This is a genomic window from Patulibacter sp. NPDC049589, from assembly GCF_040675535.1.
Classification (GTDB): domain Bacteria; phylum Actinomycetota; class Thermoleophilia; order Solirubrobacterales; family Solirubrobacteraceae; genus Patulibacter.
The window spans coordinates 1-19966 of sequence record NZ_JBFAPC010000041.1 but is presented as its reverse complement, the minus strand read 5'-3'; the positions used below and the strand labels follow the sequence as shown (position 1 = coordinate 19966).

Sequence of the window (19966 nt, the reverse complement as noted above, 5' to 3'; positions counted from 1 at the left end):
CCCGCCCCGCCCATCCCGTCCACCCGACCGGTCCCGCCCGCGACGGCCTGGAACTTCCAAGCCCCCACGCCCCGGGCGTATGGTCGGAGGTGCGGCGGCCGCCCTCGCGGCGGCTGGTCCCGGGTGTCGACACCCTGCGCCCGGGGCGTCCGCATGGAGCCTCGGAGGCCCCGATGTGGCCAAACCGTCCGTAAGCAGGCGGTTTGCCGATAGTCGGACTTCCTCCTATACTCGGCTCCGTGCCTCCGTCGCAGGGGGAACAAGTCCGTGCGCCCGCAGCGCAACTCCCGGGAAAGGCCCGACATGAGCTCCATCGCCACCGTCATCCCGCACTTCGTCGGCGGTGCCCGCCTCGAGGGCACCTCCGACCGCTTCGCCGACGTCTACGACCCGTCGACGGGCAAGGTCCAGGCGCAGGTCGCCCTGGCGTCGAAGGCCGAGGTCGACGCCGCGATCGCCAACGCCGAGGCCGCCCAGCCCGCGTGGGCCGCGACCAACCCGCAGAAGCGCGCCCGGGTGCTGAACAAGTTCATCACCCTGATCTACGAGCACCAGCAGGAGCTCGCCGAGCTGCTCTCCAGCGAGCACGGCAAGACCGTCCCGGACGCCAAGGGCGACATCCAGCGCGGCGTCGAGGTCGCGGAGTTCGCGACCGGCATCGCCCACCTGCTCAAGGGCGAGTACACGGACGCGGCCGGCACCGGCATCGACGTCTACTCGATGCGCCAGCCGCTCGGCGTCGTCGCCGGCATCACGCCCTTCAACTTCCCGGCGATGATCCCGCTGTGGAAGCTCGCCCCGGCCATCGCGGCCGGCAACGCGTTCATCCTCAAGCCGTCGGAGCGCGACCCCTCCGTGCCGCTGCGCCTCGCCGAGCTCGCGCTCGAGGCGGGCCTGCCGGCCGGCATCCTGAACGTCATCAACGGCGACAAGGAGGCCGTGGACGCGATCCTCGACTCCGAGGTCATCAAGGCCGTCGGCTTCGTCGGCTCGACCCCGATCGCGCAGTACATCTACACCCGCGCGGCCGAGACCGGCAAGCGCGCGCAGTGCTTCGGCGGCGCGAAGAACCACGCGATCATCATGCCCGACGCCGATCTCGACGAGGTCGTCGACGCCCTGGTCGGCGCGGCGTACGGCTCGGCCGGCGAGCGCTGCATGGCGATCTCCGTCGCCGTCCCGGTCGGCAAGGAGACCGCCGACCGCCTGATCGCGGCCCTGAAGCCCAAGGTCGAGGCCCTCCGCATCGGCGCGCCGACGGATCCGGACGTCGACTACGGCCCGCTCGTCACGCAGGCCGCCAAGGACCGCGTCCTCGAGTACATCCAGATCGGCCAGGACGAGGGCGCGGAGCTCGTCGTCGACGGTCGCGAGGGCAAGGTCGAGGGCGACGAGAACGGCTTCTACGTCGCCGGCACGCTGTTCGACCACGTCAAGCCCGAGCACCGCATCTACAAGGAGGAGATCTTCGGCCCGGCGCTGATGGTCATCCGCGCCGACGACTTCGAGCAGGCGCTCTCCTTCCCGTCCGAGCACGACTACGGCAACGGCGCCGCGATCTTCACCCGCGACGGCCACACCGCCCGCGAGTTCGCGCGCCGCATCGACACCGGCATGATCGGCATCAACGTGCCGATCCCGGTGCCGATCGCGTACCACACGTTCGGCGGCTGGAAGAAGTCCGGCTTCGGTGACCTCAACCAGCACGGCCCGGACTCGATCCGCTTCTACACGAAGACGAAGACGGTGACGCAGCGGTGGCCCAAGCCGGCCGCCGACGGTGGCGAGGCCGCGGGCGGCTCGCACTTCGTCATCCCCACGATGAACTAGTCCAAGGCCACGAGAGCGACGAGCACGATGTCCACGGTCAGCGGCACCCTTCCCTTCCACCTCGACGAGGACCAGCGCGAGATCGCGGCGATGGCCCGCCAGTTCGCCGACGACCGCATCGCGCCCGGCGCGGTCGAGTGGGACGAGGAGAAGCACCTGCCCGTGGACGTGCTCCGCGAGGCCGCGGAGCTCGGGCTCGGCGCGATCTACTGCGACGAGGAGTACGGCGGATCCGGGATGACCCGCCTGGACGCCGCCCTGATCTTCGAGGCGCTCGGCACCGGGTGTCCGACGATCGCGGCGTACACGTCGATCCACAACATGGCGACCTGGATGGTCGACAAGTTCGGGAACGACGAGCAGCGGGCCAAGTGGGTCCCGAAGATGGCCACGATGGAGACCCTCGGCGCGTACTGCCTGACCGAGGCCGGCGCCGGGTCCGACGCCGCCGCGCTGTCCACGACGGCGAAGCTCGACGGCGACGAGTACGTCCTCAACGGCGCCAAGCAGTTCATCTCCGGCGCCGGCGTCGCGGGCGTCTACGTGATCATGGCCCGCACGGGCGACAAGGGCCCGAAGGGCATCACCGCCTTCGTGGTCGAGGACGGCACGCCCGGCCTGTCGTTCGGCAAGCAGGAGCACAAGATGGGCTGGCGCGCCCAGCCCACGGCGTCGGTCAACCTCGACGACTGCCGGATCCCGGTCGGCAACCGCCTCGGCGAGGAGGGCGGCGGCTTCCGCATCGCCATGGCCGGCCTCGACGGCGGCCGCCTGAACATCGCCGCCTGCTCGACCGGCGGCGCGCAGTCCGCCCTCGAGAAGACGGTCCAGTACGTCGGTGAGCGCGAGCAGTTCGGCCAGCCGATCGGCCGCTTCCAGAGCATCCAGTTCACGATCGCCGACATGGCGACGGAGCTCGAGATGGCCCGCACCTTCCTGTGGCGCGCCGCGGCCGCCCTGGACGCCGGCGACCCGGACAAGACGCGCCTCTGCGCGATGGCCAAGCGCACGGTCACCGACATCACGATCGAGGTCGCCGACAAGGCGCTGCAGCTGCACGGCGGCTACGGCTTCCTCAGCGAGTACGGCCTGGAGAAGATCGTCCGCGACCTCCGCGCCCACCAGATCATCGAAGGCACCAACGAGGTCATGCGCGTCATCGTCGCCCGCGACGTGATCGGGCGGATCTAGGGATGGCTGCGGCCTCCCGTCGCCTCCCGACTGCTAGGACTGCGGCATGAGCCTGCGGACCCCGCCCGCCACCGAGCCCAACGCGACCGACACGGACGTCCTCGTCCGCAAGGACAACGCCCTGGGTCGCCTGACGCTGAACCGGCCGAAGTCGATCAACGCCCTGAGCCTGGAGATGGTCCGCCAGCTCCAGGTCGGGCTCGACGCCTTCGAGGACGACCCGTCGATCGAGATCGTCCTGCTGGACGGCGCGGGCGACCGCGGCTTCTGTGCCGGCGGCGACATCATCGCGCTGTCGGACTCGGCCAAGCAGGGCACCGACGACGCTCGGATCTTCTGGACCGAGGAGTACGTCCTCAACGCCCGGATCGCGAACTTCCCCAAGCCGGTCGTCGCGATCATGGACGGCGTCGTCATGGGTGGCGGGATCGGCCTGGCCGGTCACGCCAGCCACCGGCTCGCGACCGAGCGCCTCGTCTCGGCGATGCCCGAGGTCGGCATCGGCTTCTCGCCCGACGTCGGCGGCACCTGGCTGCTGTCGCGCCAGGAGGGCGAGCTCGGCACGCACCTCGCGCTGACCGGCGCCCGCATCGGGGCCCGCGACGCGATCGCGGCCGGCCTGGCCGACCGCATCATCGCCTCGGGTGCCGTCGAGGAGCTCATCGAGGAGCTCGCCTCGGGCGACCTCGAGGGCGCGATCGACACGGCCGAGGAGGTCGAGGTCGAGATCCCCGACGGCAACCTCGTCGACTCCCGCCGCTGGATCGCCGACGCCTACGCGTTCGACACCGCCGAGGAGATCGTCGCCGCGCTGCAGGCGCGGACGGAGAAGGCCGCGAAGGTCTCGGCGCTCGGCATCCTCTCGAAGTCGCCGACGTCCGTGAAGGTCGCCCTGCGCGGCCTGCGCGCGGCGCGCGACATGGCGTCCCTCGAGGACGCCCTGCAGCAGGAGCTGCGGATCTCCTGCGGCTTCCTGGCGCACCCCGACTTCGTCGAGGGCGTCCGGGCACAGGTCATCGACAAGGACCGCAAGCCGCAGTGGGCCCCGGCGACGCTCGAAGAGGTGGACGACGCGACCGTCGACGCCTTCTTCGCCTCGCTGGGCGAGCACGACCTGGATCTCGACACGGACGGAGCGCGCAACGGATGAGCACGGACAAGACCCCCGCAGACACCACGATCGGGTTCGTCGGCCTCGGCCACATGGGTGGCCCGATGGCGATCAACCTCGCCAAGGCCGGCTACACGGTGCACGGCTTCGACCTCTCGGAGGAGGCCGTCGCCGCCGCGAAGGCCGAGGGCGTCGTCCCGGTCGACTCGGTCGCCGCCGCGGCGACCGGTGCCGACATCGTCTTCACCTCGCTGCCCAACGGCGGTCTCGTGAAGCGCGTCTACGACGGTGCCGAGGGCATCCTGGCGAACGCGTCGAAGGGCGCGCTGCTGATCGACACCTCGACGATCGACGTCGACGAGGCGCGCGCCTCGGCGACGGACGCCGAGGCCGCCGGGCTGCGGCACCTCGACGCCCCGGTCTCCGGCGGCGTCGTCGGCGCGTCGAAGGGCACCCTCGCGTTCATGGTCGGCGGGCGCGAGGAGGTCTTCGCCGCCGCGGCCGAGGTGCTCGGGGTCCTGGGCGCCAAGGCCGTCCACTGCGGCGACTCCGGGGCCGGCCAGGCCGTGAAGCTCTGCAACAACATGCTGCTGGCGATCCACCAGATCGGCGTCGGCGAGGCGTTCGCGCTGGCGGAGAAGCTCGGCGTGCAGGACCAGGTCTTCTACGACGTCGCGTCGGCGGCCACGGGCACCTGTTGGGCCCTGAACGTCAACTGTCCGGTCCCCGGCCCCGTGCCGGCGAGCCCCGCCAACCGGGACTACGAGGGCGGCTTCGCCGTCGGGCTGATGAACAAGGACCTCGGTCTGGCGCTCGCCGCCGTCGAGAAGAACGGCGTGCACGCCCAGCTGGGCAAGGCCGCCGGCGAGATCTACGGCGCGCTGAACCAGACCGACGCGTCGGGCAAGGACTTCTCGATCGTCTACTCCGACATCGCCGAGAAGTCGGGCGTCGTCAAGGCGGGGAGCGCCGCATGAGCGCCGTCGAGACGACGTACGAGACGGTCCTCCTGGAGCGCCACGACCGCGTCGCGCTCGTCACGCTGAACCGCCCGAAGGCGCTGAACGCCCTGTCGCTGCAGGTCATGGAGGAGATCACCGCCCTCCTCACCGCGCTGGACAAGGACCCGGGCGTCGGCGCGATCGTCATCACCGGCTCGGCGAAGGCCTTCGCGGCCGGCGCCGACATCAAGGAGATGGCGTCGCAGTCCTACATGGACATGTACGCCGCGGATTGGTTCGCCGGCTGGGACGCCATCGGCCGCGTCCGCACCCCGATCGTCACCGCCGTCGCGGGCTACGCCCTGGGCGGCGGCTGCGAGCTGGCGATGATGGGCGACGTCCTGCTCGCCGCCGACACCGCGGTCTTCGGTCAGCCGGAGATCAAGCTCGGCGTCATGCCGGGCATGGGCGGCTCGCAGCGCCTGACGCGCGCCGTGGGCAAGGCGAAGGCCATGGAGCTGTGCCTGACCGGGCGCAACCTGAAGGCCGAGGAGGCCGAGCGCGCCGGGCTGGTCTCGCGCATCGTCCCCGCCGACGACCTCATCGCCGACGCGCTGAAGACCGCCGCGGTCATCGCCGGCATGAGCAAGCCGATCGCCCAGATGACGAAGGAGGCGGTCAACCGCGCCCAGGAGGTCTCGCTCTCCGAGGGCCTGCTGTTCGAGCGCCGCGTCTTCCACGCCATGTTCGCCACGAACGACCAGAAGGAAGGCATGGCCGCCTTCGTCGAGAAGCGCAAGGCGGACTTCGAGAACCGCTAGGTCCTCGGGCGCCGGCTCGGTCCGGCGCACCCCGCGGTCCTCGGACCGCACCAGTCGTTCGACGTGGCCGGTCCTCCGGGGCCGGCCGTCGTCGTTCTCGGCGCCCCGGGCCGGCCGGGGGGGGGGGCGGGGCGGGGCCCCTCCCGGCCCCGGCCGCTCAGCTCCGCTTCTTCGGGGCGTGCACGACGCGGATCGTCGCCTTCGCGACCGGCAGGCCGTTGCCGCTGGTCTGCGCGACGGTCTTGCCGGCCTTCTTGGGCCGCAGCTTCAGCCGCACGCGGCCGTCCCGGCCCGTGCGGGTGCTGCGCCCGAGCACCCGCACGCGCTGGCGCGAGAGCGCCCGCCCGTTGCTGCTCGTCACGCGGATCCGGAGCGTCACGCGTCGGCCGGCCGTCAGGCGCGTCGGCTGGATCGTCAGCTGGGCGCGCTCGAGCGGCGGGGTCACGATCGCCGCGTCGGGCGGCTCGACGTCGAAGCGGCCGCCGACGTAGGCCTTCAGCGCCGGCTCCTCGCGGACGATCGGCACCGCGGCCTTGGCGGCGTCGGACATCGCCCCCAGGCGTGAGAAGTTGCCCTGCAGGCCGTTGGGGTCGACGCCCGGCATCAGCGTCGTCGCGCACGCCGCCGCCTTGGCCCGGCCGGGATCGGCGGGACCGTCGTGGGTCAGGGCGTCCATCGCCAGCTCGAAGGCGGTGTTCGAGATCGTCCCGACCAGCCGGTGCCCGCTCTGGTCGGCGGGGCAGACGTCCTGGATCGCGACGTTCGTGATCCGGCCCTGGGGGCTCGTCAGCGATGTCGACGCCTGCGCGGTGGGCACGCCGCCGGGGTCGAGGATCTCGTCGGTCTTCGTGCGGATGTTCGTGTACGAGATGCCGTCGAACGCCTCGAAGCGGCTGTTCAGGGCCTCGAGGAAGCGGGAACCGGCGGCCAGCTGGGCGTACGCGGCGGGGCAGCCGGAGGAGCGGCACGAGCTCATGGTGGCGTCACCCGCCGGGGTGCCGTGGTTGGACGGCGCCAGCCCGATCACGTCGTCGACCATCGCGCGGGTGTCGCCCCAGAAGCGCAGCGCCCACCGCGGCACCATCCCGCCCTGGCTGTGGCCGACGATCGAGATCTTCCGGCCGGCCGCGCCGTACATCGTCCGGATCGCGTACGCCACGTACTCGCCGGCGACCTGGATGTCGCCGAGGCCCTGGTACGGCAGCGCGATCGTGCACTGCGGGATGCCACGCTTGGCGAGCGCGATCTTCCAGTTCCAGTCGAAGTTCTGCTCCGGCGTGACGCCCGTCCCGGCGATCAGGAGGACCGGCGTGCGGTTGCCGGCCAGCGACGGCGGGCACTTGAGCGCGGCGGCCAGGGCCGCCGGCGCCTGGCTGTACGCCGGGGGCGCGTTGCGCAGCGGGGCGTACGTCGCGGGCTGGTCGCCCTCCGCCGCGCCCCCGTACGGCGCCGTGAGGGCGACGGCCCCGCCGCCGGCGAGGATGGTCGCGGCGGCCACGGCCGCCAGTCTCCGGCGCGTCACGAGGCGCGTCATGCGGACATCGACGCGTGAGCGGCGGCCGCCAGGGTCAGCGCGAGGACGTCCTCGGTGCGCGAGAAGGTCAGTCCGGTCCGGGAGGTGATGCTGCGCAGCCGATGGTCGAGGGAGTTGGGGTGCAGGTGCATGGCCCGGGCGGTCCGCGCGCGGTCGAGGTCGTTCTCGAGGTGGCGGATCATGGTGGTGACGAGGTCCGTCCGGACGCCGGGCTCGCTGGCGCCGAGCTGCCCGAGGATGCGGCGCCGCAGGCGCTCGGCCGTGACGGGGTTGGCCGCCACGAGCAGGTCGACCTCCCACTCGACGTGCGTGACGACGCCGGTGGCGCGCCGCCGGGCCGCCACGTCCGCGAGCAGCAGCACGTCCGCGACGTTCTGCGAGAGGTCGGCCAGCGGGCCGTGCGTGCCCAGAGCGATCAGCGACGGGCTCGTCGGGAGCCGCTCGGGGCCGACCTCGGCCGGGACCAGGGCCAGTACCCGCCCGCGGCGCACGGCGGCGAGCCAGCCCATGGCGCGCATGGCCGCGCCGAGCCGCTGCGGGGGCTCGCCGTCCGCCGGGACGGCGACGACCGGACGCCACGAGCGGACGGGGTCGATCCCCCACGTCCGGGCGAGCGCGTGGATGTGGTCGTTGGACGCCGTGCCGCCGGCGAGCAGGTCGATGATGAACTCGCTGGCCGCGGCCGTCGTCGGCGACGAGATGTGGGTCGCCGGGATGCCGGTGACGAGCGCCGCGGGGTTGGCCAGGCGCATCAGGCGGACGGCGACGGCGGGCAGCTGGCCGGCCTCCTCGGGCGTCGCCTCGTCCAGCAGGGCGTCCCAGAGCAGCTGGCCGCTGAGGCTCAGGGCCCGCAGGGCGTCGGCCGCGGTGACGCCGCGCCGCAGCCGGCCCTCCACCATCGCTCCGGCGGAGAGCCGGCGCTGGTGGTCCTCCGGGCGGGCGTCGCGGAAGGCGAAGAGCGCCTCGTCGATGTAGGCGTGGGCCTCCTGGAACAGGGCCTCGCCGTCGAACTCGCCCGACGCGGTGAAGCTGGGGAGGGACTCGTGGATCTCGTCGACGATCCGCCCGGCGAGCAGGTCGTGGTCGATCCGCGCGGCGACTCTGGCGATCACCTGCTCCGTCAGCGGCGGCGAGCGGACGACCACGGCGGGGGGGACCGCCGGCTCGTCGGGCAGGCCGTCGGTGCGGATCGCGAGCTCCAGGACGCTCCGGTGCCACGGGCGCCGCAGCTGCAGGCCCAGGGCCTCCTCGAGGCGCTCCGTCCGGTACCGGACGGTGCTCGGGTGGACGTCGAGCAGTGCCGCGACGCGGCTGCGGACCAGGTTGCCCTCCAGCGTCGCGCGGGCGGTCTCCAGCAGGTCGACCTTCCCCGTCTTGCCGGAGTCCGACGACGACCTGAGGCTCTGGATGACGGTGCGCAGGCGGCGGCGCGCGGACGGCGCGGCCAGCAGCATGCACTCGACGGCCATCTCGTGCAGCTCGACGACCCCGTGGCGGTCGCGGGCCCGGGCGGCGACCGCGGCGTCGTGCAGCTCGTCCCACAGTGCGGACGTCGGCGCCTCCGGCCCGGGCTCGGCGAGGATCACCGTCGCGCCCTCGGGGACCGCGGCGGACCACGCGCCGTCGGGCGCCAGGCCGACGATGCGGTCCGGGCGGGTCGCGGCGAGGACGCCCTCGGACCGCAGACGGCGGGCGAGACGGCCGCGCTCGAAGACGTCGGCCGGGTCCTGCACGAGCACGAACGGCCGCCGCAGGAGCGCGGGGGTGAGCTGCAGGCGCAGCTCGGCCTCACGGGCGTCCGCGTCCGTCAGGCCCGCGGGGATGAAGCGCATGAGGTGCCGACTGAGCGACTCCTCCTCGGGCAGACCGTCCAGGTCGTCGCCACGGAGCGACGCGTGGATGGCCTGCACGGCCTCGGTCATCGAGAAGAGATGGCGGCCGGCGCTCAGCAGGCTGGGCAACTCGTCCGGCTGGGCGGCGCGCACGAGGCGCTCCCACATCAAGGGGCCCGCGACGTCGAAGCCCGTGAGCAGGTCCTCGGGGGCGGTGCCCCAGAAGGCGAGGTTGCGACAGGCGTCGGCCAGGGCCTGCCGTCCCCGCTCGCTGACGGCCCGGCTCTCGGCGAGCGCGGTGAACTCGATGTCGCAGCCGACCCGGACGGTCTGGCGCAGCGGAGCGTCGAGGTCGTCGGCGATCAGCGCCGCGTAGGCCGGTACCCGCGCCTGCAGAGCGGAGAGGACGGCCTCGACGACCTCCTCGCGATCGACCCGGTCGACCACCGCGACGACCGCCGGGCTCGGGACGCCCGGAGAGTCGCTGCGCGCCGCGGTGTGCGGCGATGAAGGTAGTCGCTTCACGCAGAACTGAAGGTAGCAGCCGTCATAACGGCCGTTTCCGGGCGTTCTGATGACCGTTACACGGGGGTAACAGCGTACGAGCCCGTACACCTGTCCAAAAGTCCCCTCGTCCCTGCGCGTGCGCGCTCTCGAGCCGCCCGCGTACCGGCACGGCGGGTTCTCACGCCCCGTCGGTCGTCACCGCATCGGCGGCGGAACTTCGTGTCCCGGGACGAGGACCTGCGACGGCCCGCCGGTCACGATGAGGGTCGTTCGTCCTCCGCTCTCCGAGTGGACGACGGAGAACCAGGCGTCGTCGGCTCCCTGCCGGCGGGGCCCACGTCCCCGAATCCGCAGGAGAACCCGATGATGAGTCCGTTCCGTTCAACCGCCCGCCTCACCCCGGCAGTCGCCTATGGAACTGGTCGTACAGGATACTCCACGGCCCCGCGGAACGCCCTCTCGGCGGCCTCCGACGGCAGCGGCGCGATCCCGCTGACGACTTGGCGCTCCTCGACGAACGCGGCGGCGGCCGGCCCCGGCCGCGCGTCCAGCAAGGGTCGTGTAGTCCTCGCCGGTGGCGACGCCGCCCAGGGCAAGATGATCCGCCGCACGCTCGAGGGCGACGGCTACACCGTCATCGCGCAGCCGACCGGCCGCGACGCCGTCATCTCGCTGATCCAGGACCCGGCCGACGTGCTGCTCGTCAACGCGCCGCTGAGCGACGGCTCCGCCGCCGCGCTGGTCCGCTGGGCCCGCGCCCGGCCGGTCAGCGCCCTGATGACCTGCATGGTCATCTGCCCGTCGCACGACTCGACGACCGTCGCGAAGCTCTACGACGCCGGCGCCGACTTCGTGATCACGCGTCAGACCGAGCTGGACCTGCTCCCGCGCAAGGTCTCGGCCGCCCTCGCCCGGCGTCCCCTCGCACTGGCCTCGTAATGCCGGCCCGTCCCGGCCTGCTCCGCGCGCAGAAGACGCGCCGGCCAGGGCCCCTGCGCCGAATAGCCGTCAGCGGCTGGTTCCTCGCCATCGTGACGATCGTCATGGCGATCGTCGTGCCGGCGTTCGCCTACGCGGTCATCGACAGCGCGCTACCCGGGACGCTGCCTCTATTGCAGTACGTCGTCGCGACCGCCTACGCGCTCACCGCGATGATGACGCTGCTCGAGGCCCGCGCTGCCCTCGGGACCCGCGACGAGCCGCGGGTCCCGGACGTCGACGACCCGGCGCAGCTCGAGGAGCTGCCGTCGGTCACGGCGATCGTCAGCGCCTACCTGCCGAACGAGCGCGAGCTCGTCGCCGACACCATCGTCCACCTCGCGACGGAGATGAAGGTCGCGCCGGGCAAGCTCCAGATCATCCTGGCCTACAACACGCCGGACAGCATCCCGGACGTCGAGGAGGTCCTCGCCAGCCTGGCCGAGCTCAACGTCGGCTTCATGGCGCTGCGCGTCCCGTCGTCGACGTCGAAGTCCGAGAACGTCAACGCCGCGATGGGCTTCATCACGGGCGACGTCACGCTCCTGCTGGACGCCGACCACCGGCCCGACCGCGAGGCCGCGGTCCGCGCCCTGCGCTGGTTCCAGTCCGGCTACGACATCGTCCAGGGCCGCTGCGTCATCCGCGAGCACGACACCAACTGGCTGTCGCGCATCATCGCCGTCGAGTTCGAGCAGATCTACGCCGTCTCGCACGCCGGCCGCTCGCTGGCCTTCGACACCGCGATGTTCTGCGGCACGAACGGCTGGTGGCGCACCAGCGTCCTGCGGCAGATCGGCATGGACGACCAGATGCTGACGGAGGACATCGACTCCAGCGTCCGCGCCCTGCTCGCCGGCCACCGCACGATCCACGACCGCTCCGTCATCTCGACCGAGCTGGCGCCGCCCACCCCGCGCGCCTGGTGGGGCCAGCGCATGCGCTGGGCCCAGGGCTGGTTCCAGGTGACGCTCCGTCACCAGGCGGCCATCGTCCGCTCCCCGGTCCTGACCTCGCGTCTGAAGATCTACTGGTCCTACCTCCTGGGCTGGCGCGAGCTCTTCCCCGTCCTCTCCCTGCAGATCTTCGCCTTGCTGCTCGCCACCGTCCTCGTGGGCCGCTCGTTCTCCTGGTTCTACGACCCCTACCTGGTGCTCACCACCGTGCTCACGCTCATCGCCGGACCCCTCGCAGCGATCATGACCTACAAGGTCGCGCTCGAGAGTCAACGCCGCGAGCTCCGTCCATGGTTCTACGCCTACGCGTTCGGCTCGCTCTTCTACACCACGGCGAAGAACACCGTGGCCATGGTCGCCACCGTCCGTGAGCTGCTCGGCCAGCGCGGCTGGATCGTCACCAAGCGCGCCACCGGCCCCACCCCGAAGGTCGGGCCCACCGCCACGGCCCCGTCGTCGGCTCCCGCCCGCATCACCGGCACCGCCGTCGTCGCCCTGGTGGCCGGCGTCGCGGCCTTCGGTGCCCTGAAGCCGTCGAGCGCCCAGGCGCAGACCAGCACCCCTCCGACCGAGATCACGACCCTGAAGGTCGCGCCGTTCGCGAGCAGCACCGCGATGACCGGCCGCGCTCCGGTGACCGGGATCAGCGTCCCGATCCCGGCTGACTGGAAGCGCCTCGGCGGCACCTTCCGCCTGCACTGGCAGGGCTCGCCGGAGCTGAAGCCGAACTCGACGCTCCAGGTCCGCGTCAACGGCGTGCTGCGCACCGCCGTCCCGGTCAAGGCCGGACCCGGCAGCGTCGACGTGCGCATCCCGGCGTCCGACGTCCCCGCGGACCACCGCGTCGCCATCGAGCTCCGCGGCCAGTTCCACACGCGCATCGACGCCACCTGCTGCAACACCGACCCGGCGACCGGCGCGATCCTGACGATCGACCGCGCCCGGAGCACCCTGCGCATCGCCGGCACGCGCAACTCCACGGCGCCGCTCCTGGCCGACCTTCCGGGCAGCCTCGTCGACGTCACCGGCAAGACGTCCACCCGGCTCTTCCTGGCACTGCCGGACTCCCCGTCGGCCGACACGGTGCGTGCCGCGTCGGTGATGGCCGCGGCCGTCGCCCGCGCCTCGGGCTCCACCAGCGTGCCGATCGAGATCGTCAGCGCCGCGACGCCGTCCGAGCTGGACGGCCTGCCCGGCCAGGTCGTCGTCGTCGACCCGACCGGCCGTCCCCGCATCGCCGTCCGGCGGCGCCCCGACGGCCGGCTGATCGCCACCGTCGGCGGCAGCGGCGACGGCGTCGTCCGCGCCGCCTGGTCGATCGCCCGCGAGCGCCGTGGCTTCCAGGCCGGCTCCGAGTCGCCGGTCTCCGGCGGCCTGCCCGACACCGCCTCGAAGGACTCGACCACCCGCGCCACGATCACGCCCGCCTCGGGCGAGGGCACCGGCCGGATGAAGTTCAACGTCGGCTTCCGCCTCCCGGAGGACCGCGAGCTGGTCGACCGCAAGATCTCGATCGACCTCGGCGTGGGCTTCTCGGCCCCGGCGGGCGGGCGCGTCAGCGTCGGCCTCAACGGCCAGCAGCTGCTGACCCGCAACCTGCCGAGCCAGGGCACGGGCCAGTCCCGCTTCAAGGTCGACGTCTTCCAGGACACCGTCGACGCCCCGGACGCGAAGTTCGCCCTCGGCGTGCTCACGCTCCCGGCCGGCGACAACTTCATGACCATCGAGGGCGACCTGCCCCCGGGCCAGCCCGTCGGCAACTCCGGCGACGCGCTGCCGCCGGCCGTCCAGATCCTGCCGTCGAGCGTCGTGACGTTCAAGAGCCGCCCGCGCCCGCGCCGGTCGCTGCTGGACCTCTGGCCGTGGCCCTTCACCACGACCGACGCGATGACCGGCACGACCGTCGTCCTGGGCAGCGACCCGACGCCGAGCGAGCTCAGCTGGGCGATCACGACGATCGCGGAGGCCTCCCGGTTCACCGACAAGCCCCTCGCGCCGAAGTTCGCGATCGCCCCGCGGACGCTGCCCGACGGTGACGTCGTCGTGCTGGCCCGCGGCACCACGCCGCCGGTCGCCCTGCCCTCCGGCGCTCCGGTGCCGGCGCGCGAGGCGCTGCTGGAGACCTGGTCGCAGGACGGCCGGCAGATCCTCCTGGCCAACGGCGTGCGGGCCCTGCGCCCGCTCGGCAGCGCGTACTACACGAACAAGGTCAAGGGCCAGGCCGCCGTCATCGCGGCCGACGGCAAGCCGACCACGCTGAAGGGCGCCGAGCCCGAGCAGGCGTTCAAGAAGGAGCCGCTGGCCTGGAAGGTCCCGGCCGCGGTGCTCACCGCCGCCATCCTCCTGCTGCTGTTCCTCCGGATCCGCAGCGTGCGCCGCCGCCTCGACGACCTGCAGCCGCCGACCCCGGCGCAGCCGTTCGACGAGGCCGGCGCGAAGGCGCAGCTCGAGGAGTGGCAGCGGCTGGTCGCCGCCGACGAGAACGGCGCCCGCGCACGGAACACGCCGGCGGGCTCGTGAGCGCGGGCGGGAAGAAGAACGAGCCCAGCTCGAAGCCGTCCGCGCGGTTCGAGGAGCTCGATGCCCTGCGCGGGGCGGCGGCGGTCTCGATCGTCATCCTCCACGCGTACCAGACGTCCCGCACGATCGACGGGTACGCCTACGGCGACACGCACATCCTGCGGAACGCCATCATCAGCCTGGACTTCGGGCTGGGCGTCTTCTTCGCGCTGTCCGGGTTCCTGATCTTCTTCCCGTTCGTCCGGGCCCTGATCAACGGGACGAAGCACATCGGCGTCCGCGAGTTCGCGGTGCGCCGGGCGTTCCGCATCATCCCGCTGTACTACGTCGCGATCTTCGTCGTCTGGAACTCGCGGTACTACGGCGGGGACGGGCAGATCGCCGACCTGTTGCGGCATCTGACCTTCACGCAGATCTACCACAACACCCAGATCTACTACACGATCGGGCCGGCCTGGTCGCTCGCCGTGGAGATGCACTACTACGTCATCACGGGGATCCTGATCTTCGTCCTGACGAAGCTCTTCCGGCACGTGCCGTCGCGCAACTGGCGGATCGCGATCTGCACCATCGGGCCGATCGCGCTGATCGCCGGATCGATCTTCTACAAGTACTGGGCCTACTACATCGCGGGCATCTCGCTCGACAACCAGCCGCCCCCGCACCGCTTCACCGTCTACTACTCGGCCCTGGCCCGCGGCGACGCGTTCGGGATGGGCATGCTGCTGGCGGTCGTCGTCGCGGTGGCCGGCAAGTGGCGCCCCAAGAAGGCGTACCTGTCGACCGGCCTCGCGTTGTTCGCGCTGCTGCCGTTCATCTACATCATCACCCAGCGCGGCGACCGCCCGGAGGACCCGCCGTTCATCGCCCTGTTCTTCTTCACCTGGGTCGGCATCTCGACCACGGCGCTGATGGCGGCGATGGTCTTCGGGAAGCACGACTGGCGGATCATGCGCGCACTGCGCAGCGCCCCGGTGCAGTTCACGGGTGTCGTGTCGTACTCGCTGTACATCTGGCACGAGCCGCTGATGCTCTTCCTGAAGAAGCATCACATCCTGAACTTCACGGATCCGAACATCTGGCCGTTCTCGACCGCCTCGCTCGTCGCGATCGGCTTGGTGGTGGCGTGGCTCAGCTACCGGTTCATCGAGGTGCCGGGCGGCAACCTGCGGCGCCTGCTGCAGATCCACAGGCCACGTCCGCCCCGCGAGGTCTGGCGCTCCGGCGAGCTTCACGTCCGCCGCGGGACGGAGGTCGCCGGGATGCCGGAGCTGCTCAACGAGGAAGGCATCCCCGTCGACCTGGTCCGGCTGTCGGGCGGTCGTCCGCTGGTGGCGTTCATCCACCCGGGCGACATCGAGCGCGATCACTCGCCGGGCTGCGTGGCCGAGGCCCGCGCCTACCGCGAGGGCGCGTTCCTGTTCGACGCCCTCGGCGTGCAGGTCGTCGGGATCAGCACCCGGGACCCGGAGGCCCAGAAGGCCTTCCGGGAGCGCGAGGAGCTGCCGTTCCCGATGCTCAGCGACCCGGGCGGCCGGTTCACGGAGGCCGCGGGAATCCCGCTCTGGCACGACGCCGACGGCGGCGTGTTCTCGGAGCGGGCGACCCTCCTGATCGACCGCCACGGCGCGATCCAGGAGGTCCTGGCCGACCACGTGCCGCCGATCTCCCGGCCGAGCGTCGTCGCGGCCCGGAGCGAGGCGCTCGCCACCGTCTGACCCTCCGTCCCGCGACACCGTCCCACCCCGGGGCCGTGCCCGGGCCGTCCCTCCCCTTCGCGCCACCACTGTCCACACCCCCCCCACACACACCAAGGAACCCCGATGCCCACCTCCCGTCTTCTCCTCACGAACCACCCCAAGGCCGTCCGCCGCAGCGGCGCGCTGACCGCCGCCGTCGTCCTGGCCGCGGCCGCCGGCCTCGCCGGCACCACCGCCGTCGAGAAGGCCTCGGCCGCCACGACGTGTCAGCTGTCGTCCAAGGACCAGCAGCCCGGCAACGGCCGCCCGACCTACGGCCTGTCGCTGAAGGCCACCGGCGTGTCCTGCGGCAAGGCCGTCTCGATCACCCGCGGGTACCACAAGTGCCGCTCGAAGACCGGCTACAAGTGCTCGAAGAAGGTCTCCGGCTTCAAGTGCAGCGCGAAGGTCACGTCGAAGACCACGACGCTGTTCTACGCCAAGTACACCTGCCGCTCGGGCTCGAAGTCCGTCACCGGCACCTACCAGCAGAACAAGTAGCCCGGTGCGCACGCGGCTCCTCCTCCTCCTCTGCGTCGCCGGTCTCGCGACGCTCTTCGCGATCGGCGGCGCCGGCACGGCGTCAGCGGCATCGACCTGCGCCGGGGCGGCGGCACGCGATACGGCCCATCCGTGCGTGAACCAGTCGCGCTCGGTGACGCCCAGCGTGAAGAACATCAACAAGAAGACGGAGTCCGCGTGCAACTACCGCATCGAGCAGGAGCTGCAGTTCTGCTTCTTCGGCACGGTCGGCAAGAAGGCCAAGGGCAACATCGCCCTGCTCGGTGACAGTCACGCCTGGCACTGGCGTGGCGCGCTCGGGACGGTGGCCAAGCACTACCACTGGACCGGGTACTCGCTGACGGGCCCGGGCTGCTCGTACTCCGACGCCGTCGTGCTGCTGCCGGCGGGCCTGAAGGAGACGTGCATCCCGTGGTACGCCAAGACGAAGGCGTTCCTCAAGCGGCACAAGGAGATCTCGACGGTCTTCGTGTCGCAGTTGAACACCACGCCGCTGGACGTCCCGGAGGGTCTGACCCCGGAGGCGGTCCGCACCGCGGCGTTCGAGAAGTCCTGGGCCAAGGACCTGCCGAAGAACATCAAGCACGTCGTGGTGATCTCGGACGTCCCGGTGCCGCGCAGCGACACCTTCACGTGCATCACGAAGGCGATCGGCAGCCCCGGGGTCTTCCCCGGGCCCGCGTGCGCCACCCCGCGGGCCGACGGCCTGACCGTGCCCGACGTCGGCCTCGCCGCCGTCGCGGCGCTGCACAAGAAGCGGTACCAGGGCATCGACATGACCTCGTGGTTCTGCGACGACGTCTCGTGCCCCCCGGTCATCGGCGGCACGATGGTCTACCGGGACACCGAGGGCCACATGACCCCGGCCTACTCGGAGTCGCTGGGGCCGTACCTCCTGCGCGCGGTGCGCGCGCTCAAGAAGACCTGGTGACGAGGGACGCCTGATGGTCTTCCCCACGATGCAGTTCGCGATCTTCTTCCCGATCGTGCTGGCGCTCTCCTGGGCGCTGATGAGCAGGCAGTGGGCCTGGAAGCCCTTCATCCTCGCGGCGTCGTACGTCTTCTACAGCGCCGCGAACCCGATGTTCTGCGTCCTGCTGGGCGCCATGACGCTGGGGAACCAGGGCGCTGCGAAGCTCATCCATCGGACGGAGGACGAGAAGGTGCGGCGGCGACTGGTCGCCGCCGCCGTCGCCCTGGACCTGGGGACCCTCGGCGTCTTCAAGTACTACGGGTTCTTCGCGACCGACATCAACTCGCTGCTGGACTCGGCAGGCCTCGGCATGCCGATCCCGCTGGCGGCGATCGCGCTGCCGGTCGGCATCAGCTTCATCGTCTTCCAGGCGATCTCGTACACGGTCGACGTGCACCGGCGGATCATCGAGCCGGCGAAGGTCGTCGACTTCGGCCTGTACCTGAGCTTCTTCCCGCACCTCGTGGCCGGACCCATCGTCCGCGCCCGCGAGTTCATCCCGCAGCTCTCCAAGCCGCGGAACCCGCGGATGGTGGCCGTCGGGCCGGCGGTCTTCCTGATCGTCATGGGGCTCGTCAAGAAGGTGGCGGTCGCCGACTACCTCGCGCGCGAGATCGTCGATCCCGTCTTCGGCGTCCCGCAGCAGTTCTCGGCGCCGGACGTGATCCTCGCGGCGTACGCCTACGCGGTCCAGATCTTCTGCGACTTCTCCGGCTACACCGACATCGCGATCGGCCTGGCCCTGCTGATGGGCTTCGAGTTCCCGCAGAACTTCGACCGGCCGTACCGTGCTCGCTCGTTCCAGGAGTTCTGGCGCCGCTGGCACATGACGCTGTCGCGGTACCTGCGCGACTTCGTCTACATCCCGCTGGGCGGCAGCCGCGGCGGGAAGTTCAAGACCGCACGCAACCTGATGATCACGATGCTGCTCGGCGGCCTGTGGCACGGCGCCGCGTGGGGCTTCGTCCTCTGGGGCTTCATCCACGGGGCGGTGCAGGTGATCGAGAACCAGTTCCGGGAGAGAACGAAGCTCTCGCCACCGGAGTGGCTGAAGTGGTTCCTCGTCTTCAACATCGTGGTGCTCGCGTGGATCCCGTTCCGGGCGCCGGAGCTCTCACAGGCCTGGGACTTCCTGTCGCGCCTCGGTGACTGGGGCCCGGCGACCATGTGGAGCACGCCTGTCGTGGTCGTGATCGTCCTGGCGATCGGCCTGCAGCTGCTGCCCCTGCGTCCGATGGATGCGCTCCGGGTCCGCTTCGAGAGCATCAACCCCGTCGCGCTCGCGACGGCCCTGACGGTGTCGATCATCGTCGTCACGGCGACGATCTCCAGCCAGGGCGTCGCGCCGTTCATCTACTTCGCCTTCTGACGAGGAACGCATGTCCGACAAGAAGAACAACCCCTCGATCCTCGATCGGCCGACCGCTCGGCCGCTGCGGGCGCGCGACGCCATCGTCGTCATCTTCGTCACGGTGATCCTGCTCGCGATCCTCAAGGGCAACTCGGTGACGCGGGTGGGCGACACGCTGAAGCCGGGCGTCCAGCGCGACGTCGTCCTCGCCGTCGGCCACCCGGCCGGCTGGATCGCGGACCTCTTCGGCGTCGACGACGACGTCGGAAAGCTCACGGCGTCGCTGTCGCCGGACCAGTCGCTCAGCGGTGGCGGCGGCTTCGACGACCCCGCCACGGCCGGCGCGGACTCGTCCGCCGTCGCGCCGCTCACGCCGGACGCTTTCGACCCGTCGATGCTCGGCGAGAAGACGACGCCGATCCCGAAGCTCAGCACGGTGCTCGTCACCGGCGACTCGCTCTCGCAGCCGCTGGACGTCGAGCTCGCGCAGCGCCTGGCGTCCAAGGGCGTCAAGACGATCCGCGACCCGCACCTGGGCACCGGCATCTCCAACACCGACCTGCTCGACTGGGGCCAGCTGTCCCAGCAGCAGGTGAAGAAGGACAAGCCGGACGCGATCGTCTTCTTCCTCGGCGCCAACGAGGGCTTCCCGCTGCCCAAGGGCAAGGGCAAGAGCGCCGCGTGCTGCGGTCCGCTGTGGGCGTCGCTCTACGCGACCCGCGTGCGGAAGATGATGGCGACGTACCGCCAGGGCCGGAACAACCGCGTCTACTGGCTGACGCTGCCGATGCCACGCGACGCGGAGCGCCAGAAGATCGCGCGCGCCGTCAACGCGACGATCATCGCGGCGGCCCAGCCATACCGCGCCCAGGTCCGCGTCGTCGACATGGGCTTCTTCACGCCGGGCGGCAAGTACCGCGCGTCGATGCCGGTGAACGGCAAGGACACGCTGGTGCGCAAACCCGACGGCATCCACCTGAACGAGGACGGGGCCGCCGTCGCGGCGGACGTCGTCATGGACCGCCTCAAGACCGACTACACGTCGGTGCGCTGATCATGCCGCCGGGCGTCCCGCACCGGTGGCGCGGTCTTGATGAAGGTCAGGCGGCCCGTCCACGAGTAGGACTGGGTGCAGGTCACGCCGTTGGACGCGTCGCTGC

General features: G+C 71.5%; 14 protein-coding genes. 12 read left to right on the top strand and 2 right to left on the bottom strand.

Features of this window, described 5'->3' with window-relative positions:
* The first annotated feature begins 303 nt into the window (after window positions 1-303).
* Genes AB0L40_RS10115 through AB0L40_RS10095 form a run of 5 tightly spaced genes read left to right on the top strand, consistent with a single transcriptional unit; the run spans window position 304 to window position 5894 of the window.
* Complete coding sequence (locus tag AB0L40_RS10115; protein WP_364353017.1) at window positions 304-1830, top strand: CoA-acylating methylmalonate-semialdehyde dehydrogenase; 1527 nt, start codon at window positions 304-306, stop codon at window positions 1828-1830.
* 27 nt (window positions 1831-1857) lie between these two features.
* Window positions 1858-3021, top strand: a complete 1164-nt coding sequence (locus tag AB0L40_RS10110; RefSeq protein WP_364353015.1) for an acyl-CoA dehydrogenase family protein — start codon at window positions 1858-1860, stop codon at window positions 3019-3021.
* Window positions 3022-3067: 46 nt separating this feature from the next.
* Entirely contained in the window at window positions 3068-4171 is a 1104-nt protein-coding gene (locus tag AB0L40_RS10105; RefSeq protein WP_364353013.1) for an enoyl-CoA hydratase/isomerase family protein, read from the top strand.
* On the top strand, window positions 4168-5109 hold the full coding sequence (gene mmsB, locus AB0L40_RS10100; RefSeq protein WP_364353010.1) for a 3-hydroxyisobutyrate dehydrogenase: 942 nt from the start codon (window positions 4168-4170) through the stop codon (window positions 5107-5109). The genes AB0L40_RS10105 and mmsB overlap by 4 nt, the downstream gene beginning before the upstream one ends.
* Window positions 5106-5894, top strand: a complete 789-nt coding sequence (locus tag AB0L40_RS10095; protein ID WP_364353007.1) for an enoyl-CoA hydratase — start codon at window positions 5106-5108, stop codon at window positions 5892-5894. Before mmsB ends, AB0L40_RS10095 begins: the two co-directional genes overlap by 4 nt.
* Window positions 5895-6051: 157 nt before the next feature.
* Here AB0L40_RS10095 and AB0L40_RS10090 read toward each other — a convergent pair whose 3' ends face one another.
* A complete protein-coding gene (locus AB0L40_RS10090; protein ID WP_364353004.1) occupies window positions 6052-7392 on the bottom strand; it encodes a lipase in 1341 nt (446 codons plus the stop codon).
* Between the two features lie 32 nt (window positions 7393-7424).
* Window positions 7425-9785, bottom strand: coding sequence for a helix-turn-helix domain-containing protein (locus AB0L40_RS10085; RefSeq protein ID WP_364353001.1), 2361 nt, complete (start codon window positions 9783-9785; stop codon window positions 7425-7427).
* Between the two features lie 345 nt (window positions 9786-10130).
* Between AB0L40_RS10085 and AB0L40_RS10080 the strand changes: the two genes are divergently transcribed.
* The 7 genes from AB0L40_RS10080 to AB0L40_RS10050 all read left to right on the top strand — a co-directional run bounded on the left by AB0L40_RS10080 (window position 10131) and on the right by AB0L40_RS10050 (window position 19860).
* The gene (locus AB0L40_RS10080; RefSeq protein WP_364352998.1) at window positions 10131-10706 is read left to right on the top strand and encodes a hypothetical protein; all 576 of its coding nucleotides are present in this window, start codon (window positions 10131-10133) and stop codon (window positions 10704-10706) included.
* A complete protein-coding gene (locus AB0L40_RS10075) occupies window positions 10706-14221 on the top strand; it encodes a cellulose biosynthesis cyclic di-GMP-binding regulatory protein BcsB (protein WP_364352995.1) in 3516 nt (1171 codons plus the stop codon). The genes AB0L40_RS10080 and AB0L40_RS10075 overlap by 1 nt, the downstream gene beginning before the upstream one ends.
* On the top strand, window positions 14218-15939 hold the full coding sequence (locus tag AB0L40_RS10070; protein WP_364352992.1) for an acyltransferase family protein: 1722 nt from the start codon (window positions 14218-14220) through the stop codon (window positions 15937-15939). The genes AB0L40_RS10075 and AB0L40_RS10070 overlap by 4 nt, the downstream gene beginning before the upstream one ends.
* Window positions 15940-16044: 105 nt before the next feature.
* Window positions 16045-16461 (top strand): hypothetical protein, encoded by a 417-nt coding sequence (locus tag AB0L40_RS10065; RefSeq protein WP_364352990.1) that lies wholly within the window; start codon window positions 16045-16047, stop codon window positions 16459-16461.
* Window positions 16462-16465: 4 nt separating this feature from the next.
* A complete protein-coding gene (locus AB0L40_RS10060; protein ID WP_364352988.1) occupies window positions 16466-17413 on the top strand; it encodes an SGNH hydrolase domain-containing protein in 948 nt (315 codons plus the stop codon).
* Between the two features lie 13 nt (window positions 17414-17426).
* Window positions 17427-18824: an MBOAT family O-acyltransferase gene (locus AB0L40_RS10055; protein ID WP_364352986.1), complete on the top strand. Its 1398-nt coding sequence runs from the start codon at window positions 17427-17429 to the stop codon at window positions 18822-18824.
* 10 nt (window positions 18825-18834) lie between these two features.
* Window positions 18835-19860, top strand: a complete 1026-nt coding sequence (locus tag AB0L40_RS10050) for a GDSL-type esterase/lipase family protein (RefSeq protein WP_364352983.1) — start codon at window positions 18835-18837, stop codon at window positions 19858-19860.
* The last annotated feature ends 106 nt before the right edge of the window (window positions 19861-19966 follow it).

Excerpts from the sequence above, each read along its gene's own strand:
- AB0L40_RS10075 (WP_364352995.1), top strand. The coding sequence starts at position 10,706 with ATGCCGGCCCGTCCCGGCCTGCTCCGCGCGCAGAAGACGCGCCGGCCA.
- AB0L40_RS10105 (WP_364353013.1), top strand. The coding sequence starts at position 3,068 with ATGAGCCTGCGGACCCCGCCCGCCACCGAGCCCAACGCGACCGACACG.
- AB0L40_RS10115 (WP_364353017.1), top strand. The coding sequence starts at position 304 with ATGAGCTCCATCGCCACCGTCATCCCGCACTTCGTCGGCGGTGCCCGC.
- AB0L40_RS10110 (WP_364353015.1), top strand. The coding sequence starts at position 1,858 with ATGTCCACGGTCAGCGGCACCCTTCCCTTCCACCTCGACGAGGACCAG.
- AB0L40_RS10095 (WP_364353007.1), top strand. The coding sequence starts at position 5,106 with ATGAGCGCCGTCGAGACGACGTACGAGACGGTCCTCCTGGAGCGCCAC.
- AB0L40_RS10050 (WP_364352983.1), top strand. The coding sequence starts at position 18,835 with ATGTCCGACAAGAAGAACAACCCCTCGATCCTCGATCGGCCGACCGCT.
- AB0L40_RS10065 (WP_364352990.1), top strand. The coding sequence starts at position 16,045 with ATGCCCACCTCCCGTCTTCTCCTCACGAACCACCCCAAGGCCGTCCGC.
- AB0L40_RS10055 (WP_364352986.1), top strand. The coding sequence starts at position 17,427 with ATGGTCTTCCCCACGATGCAGTTCGCGATCTTCTTCCCGATCGTGCTG.
- AB0L40_RS10080 (WP_364352998.1), top strand. The coding sequence starts at position 10,131 with ATGATGAGTCCGTTCCGTTCAACCGCCCGCCTCACCCCGGCAGTCGCC.
- mmsB (WP_364353010.1), top strand. The coding sequence starts at position 4,168 with ATGAGCACGGACAAGACCCCCGCAGACACCACGATCGGGTTCGTCGGC.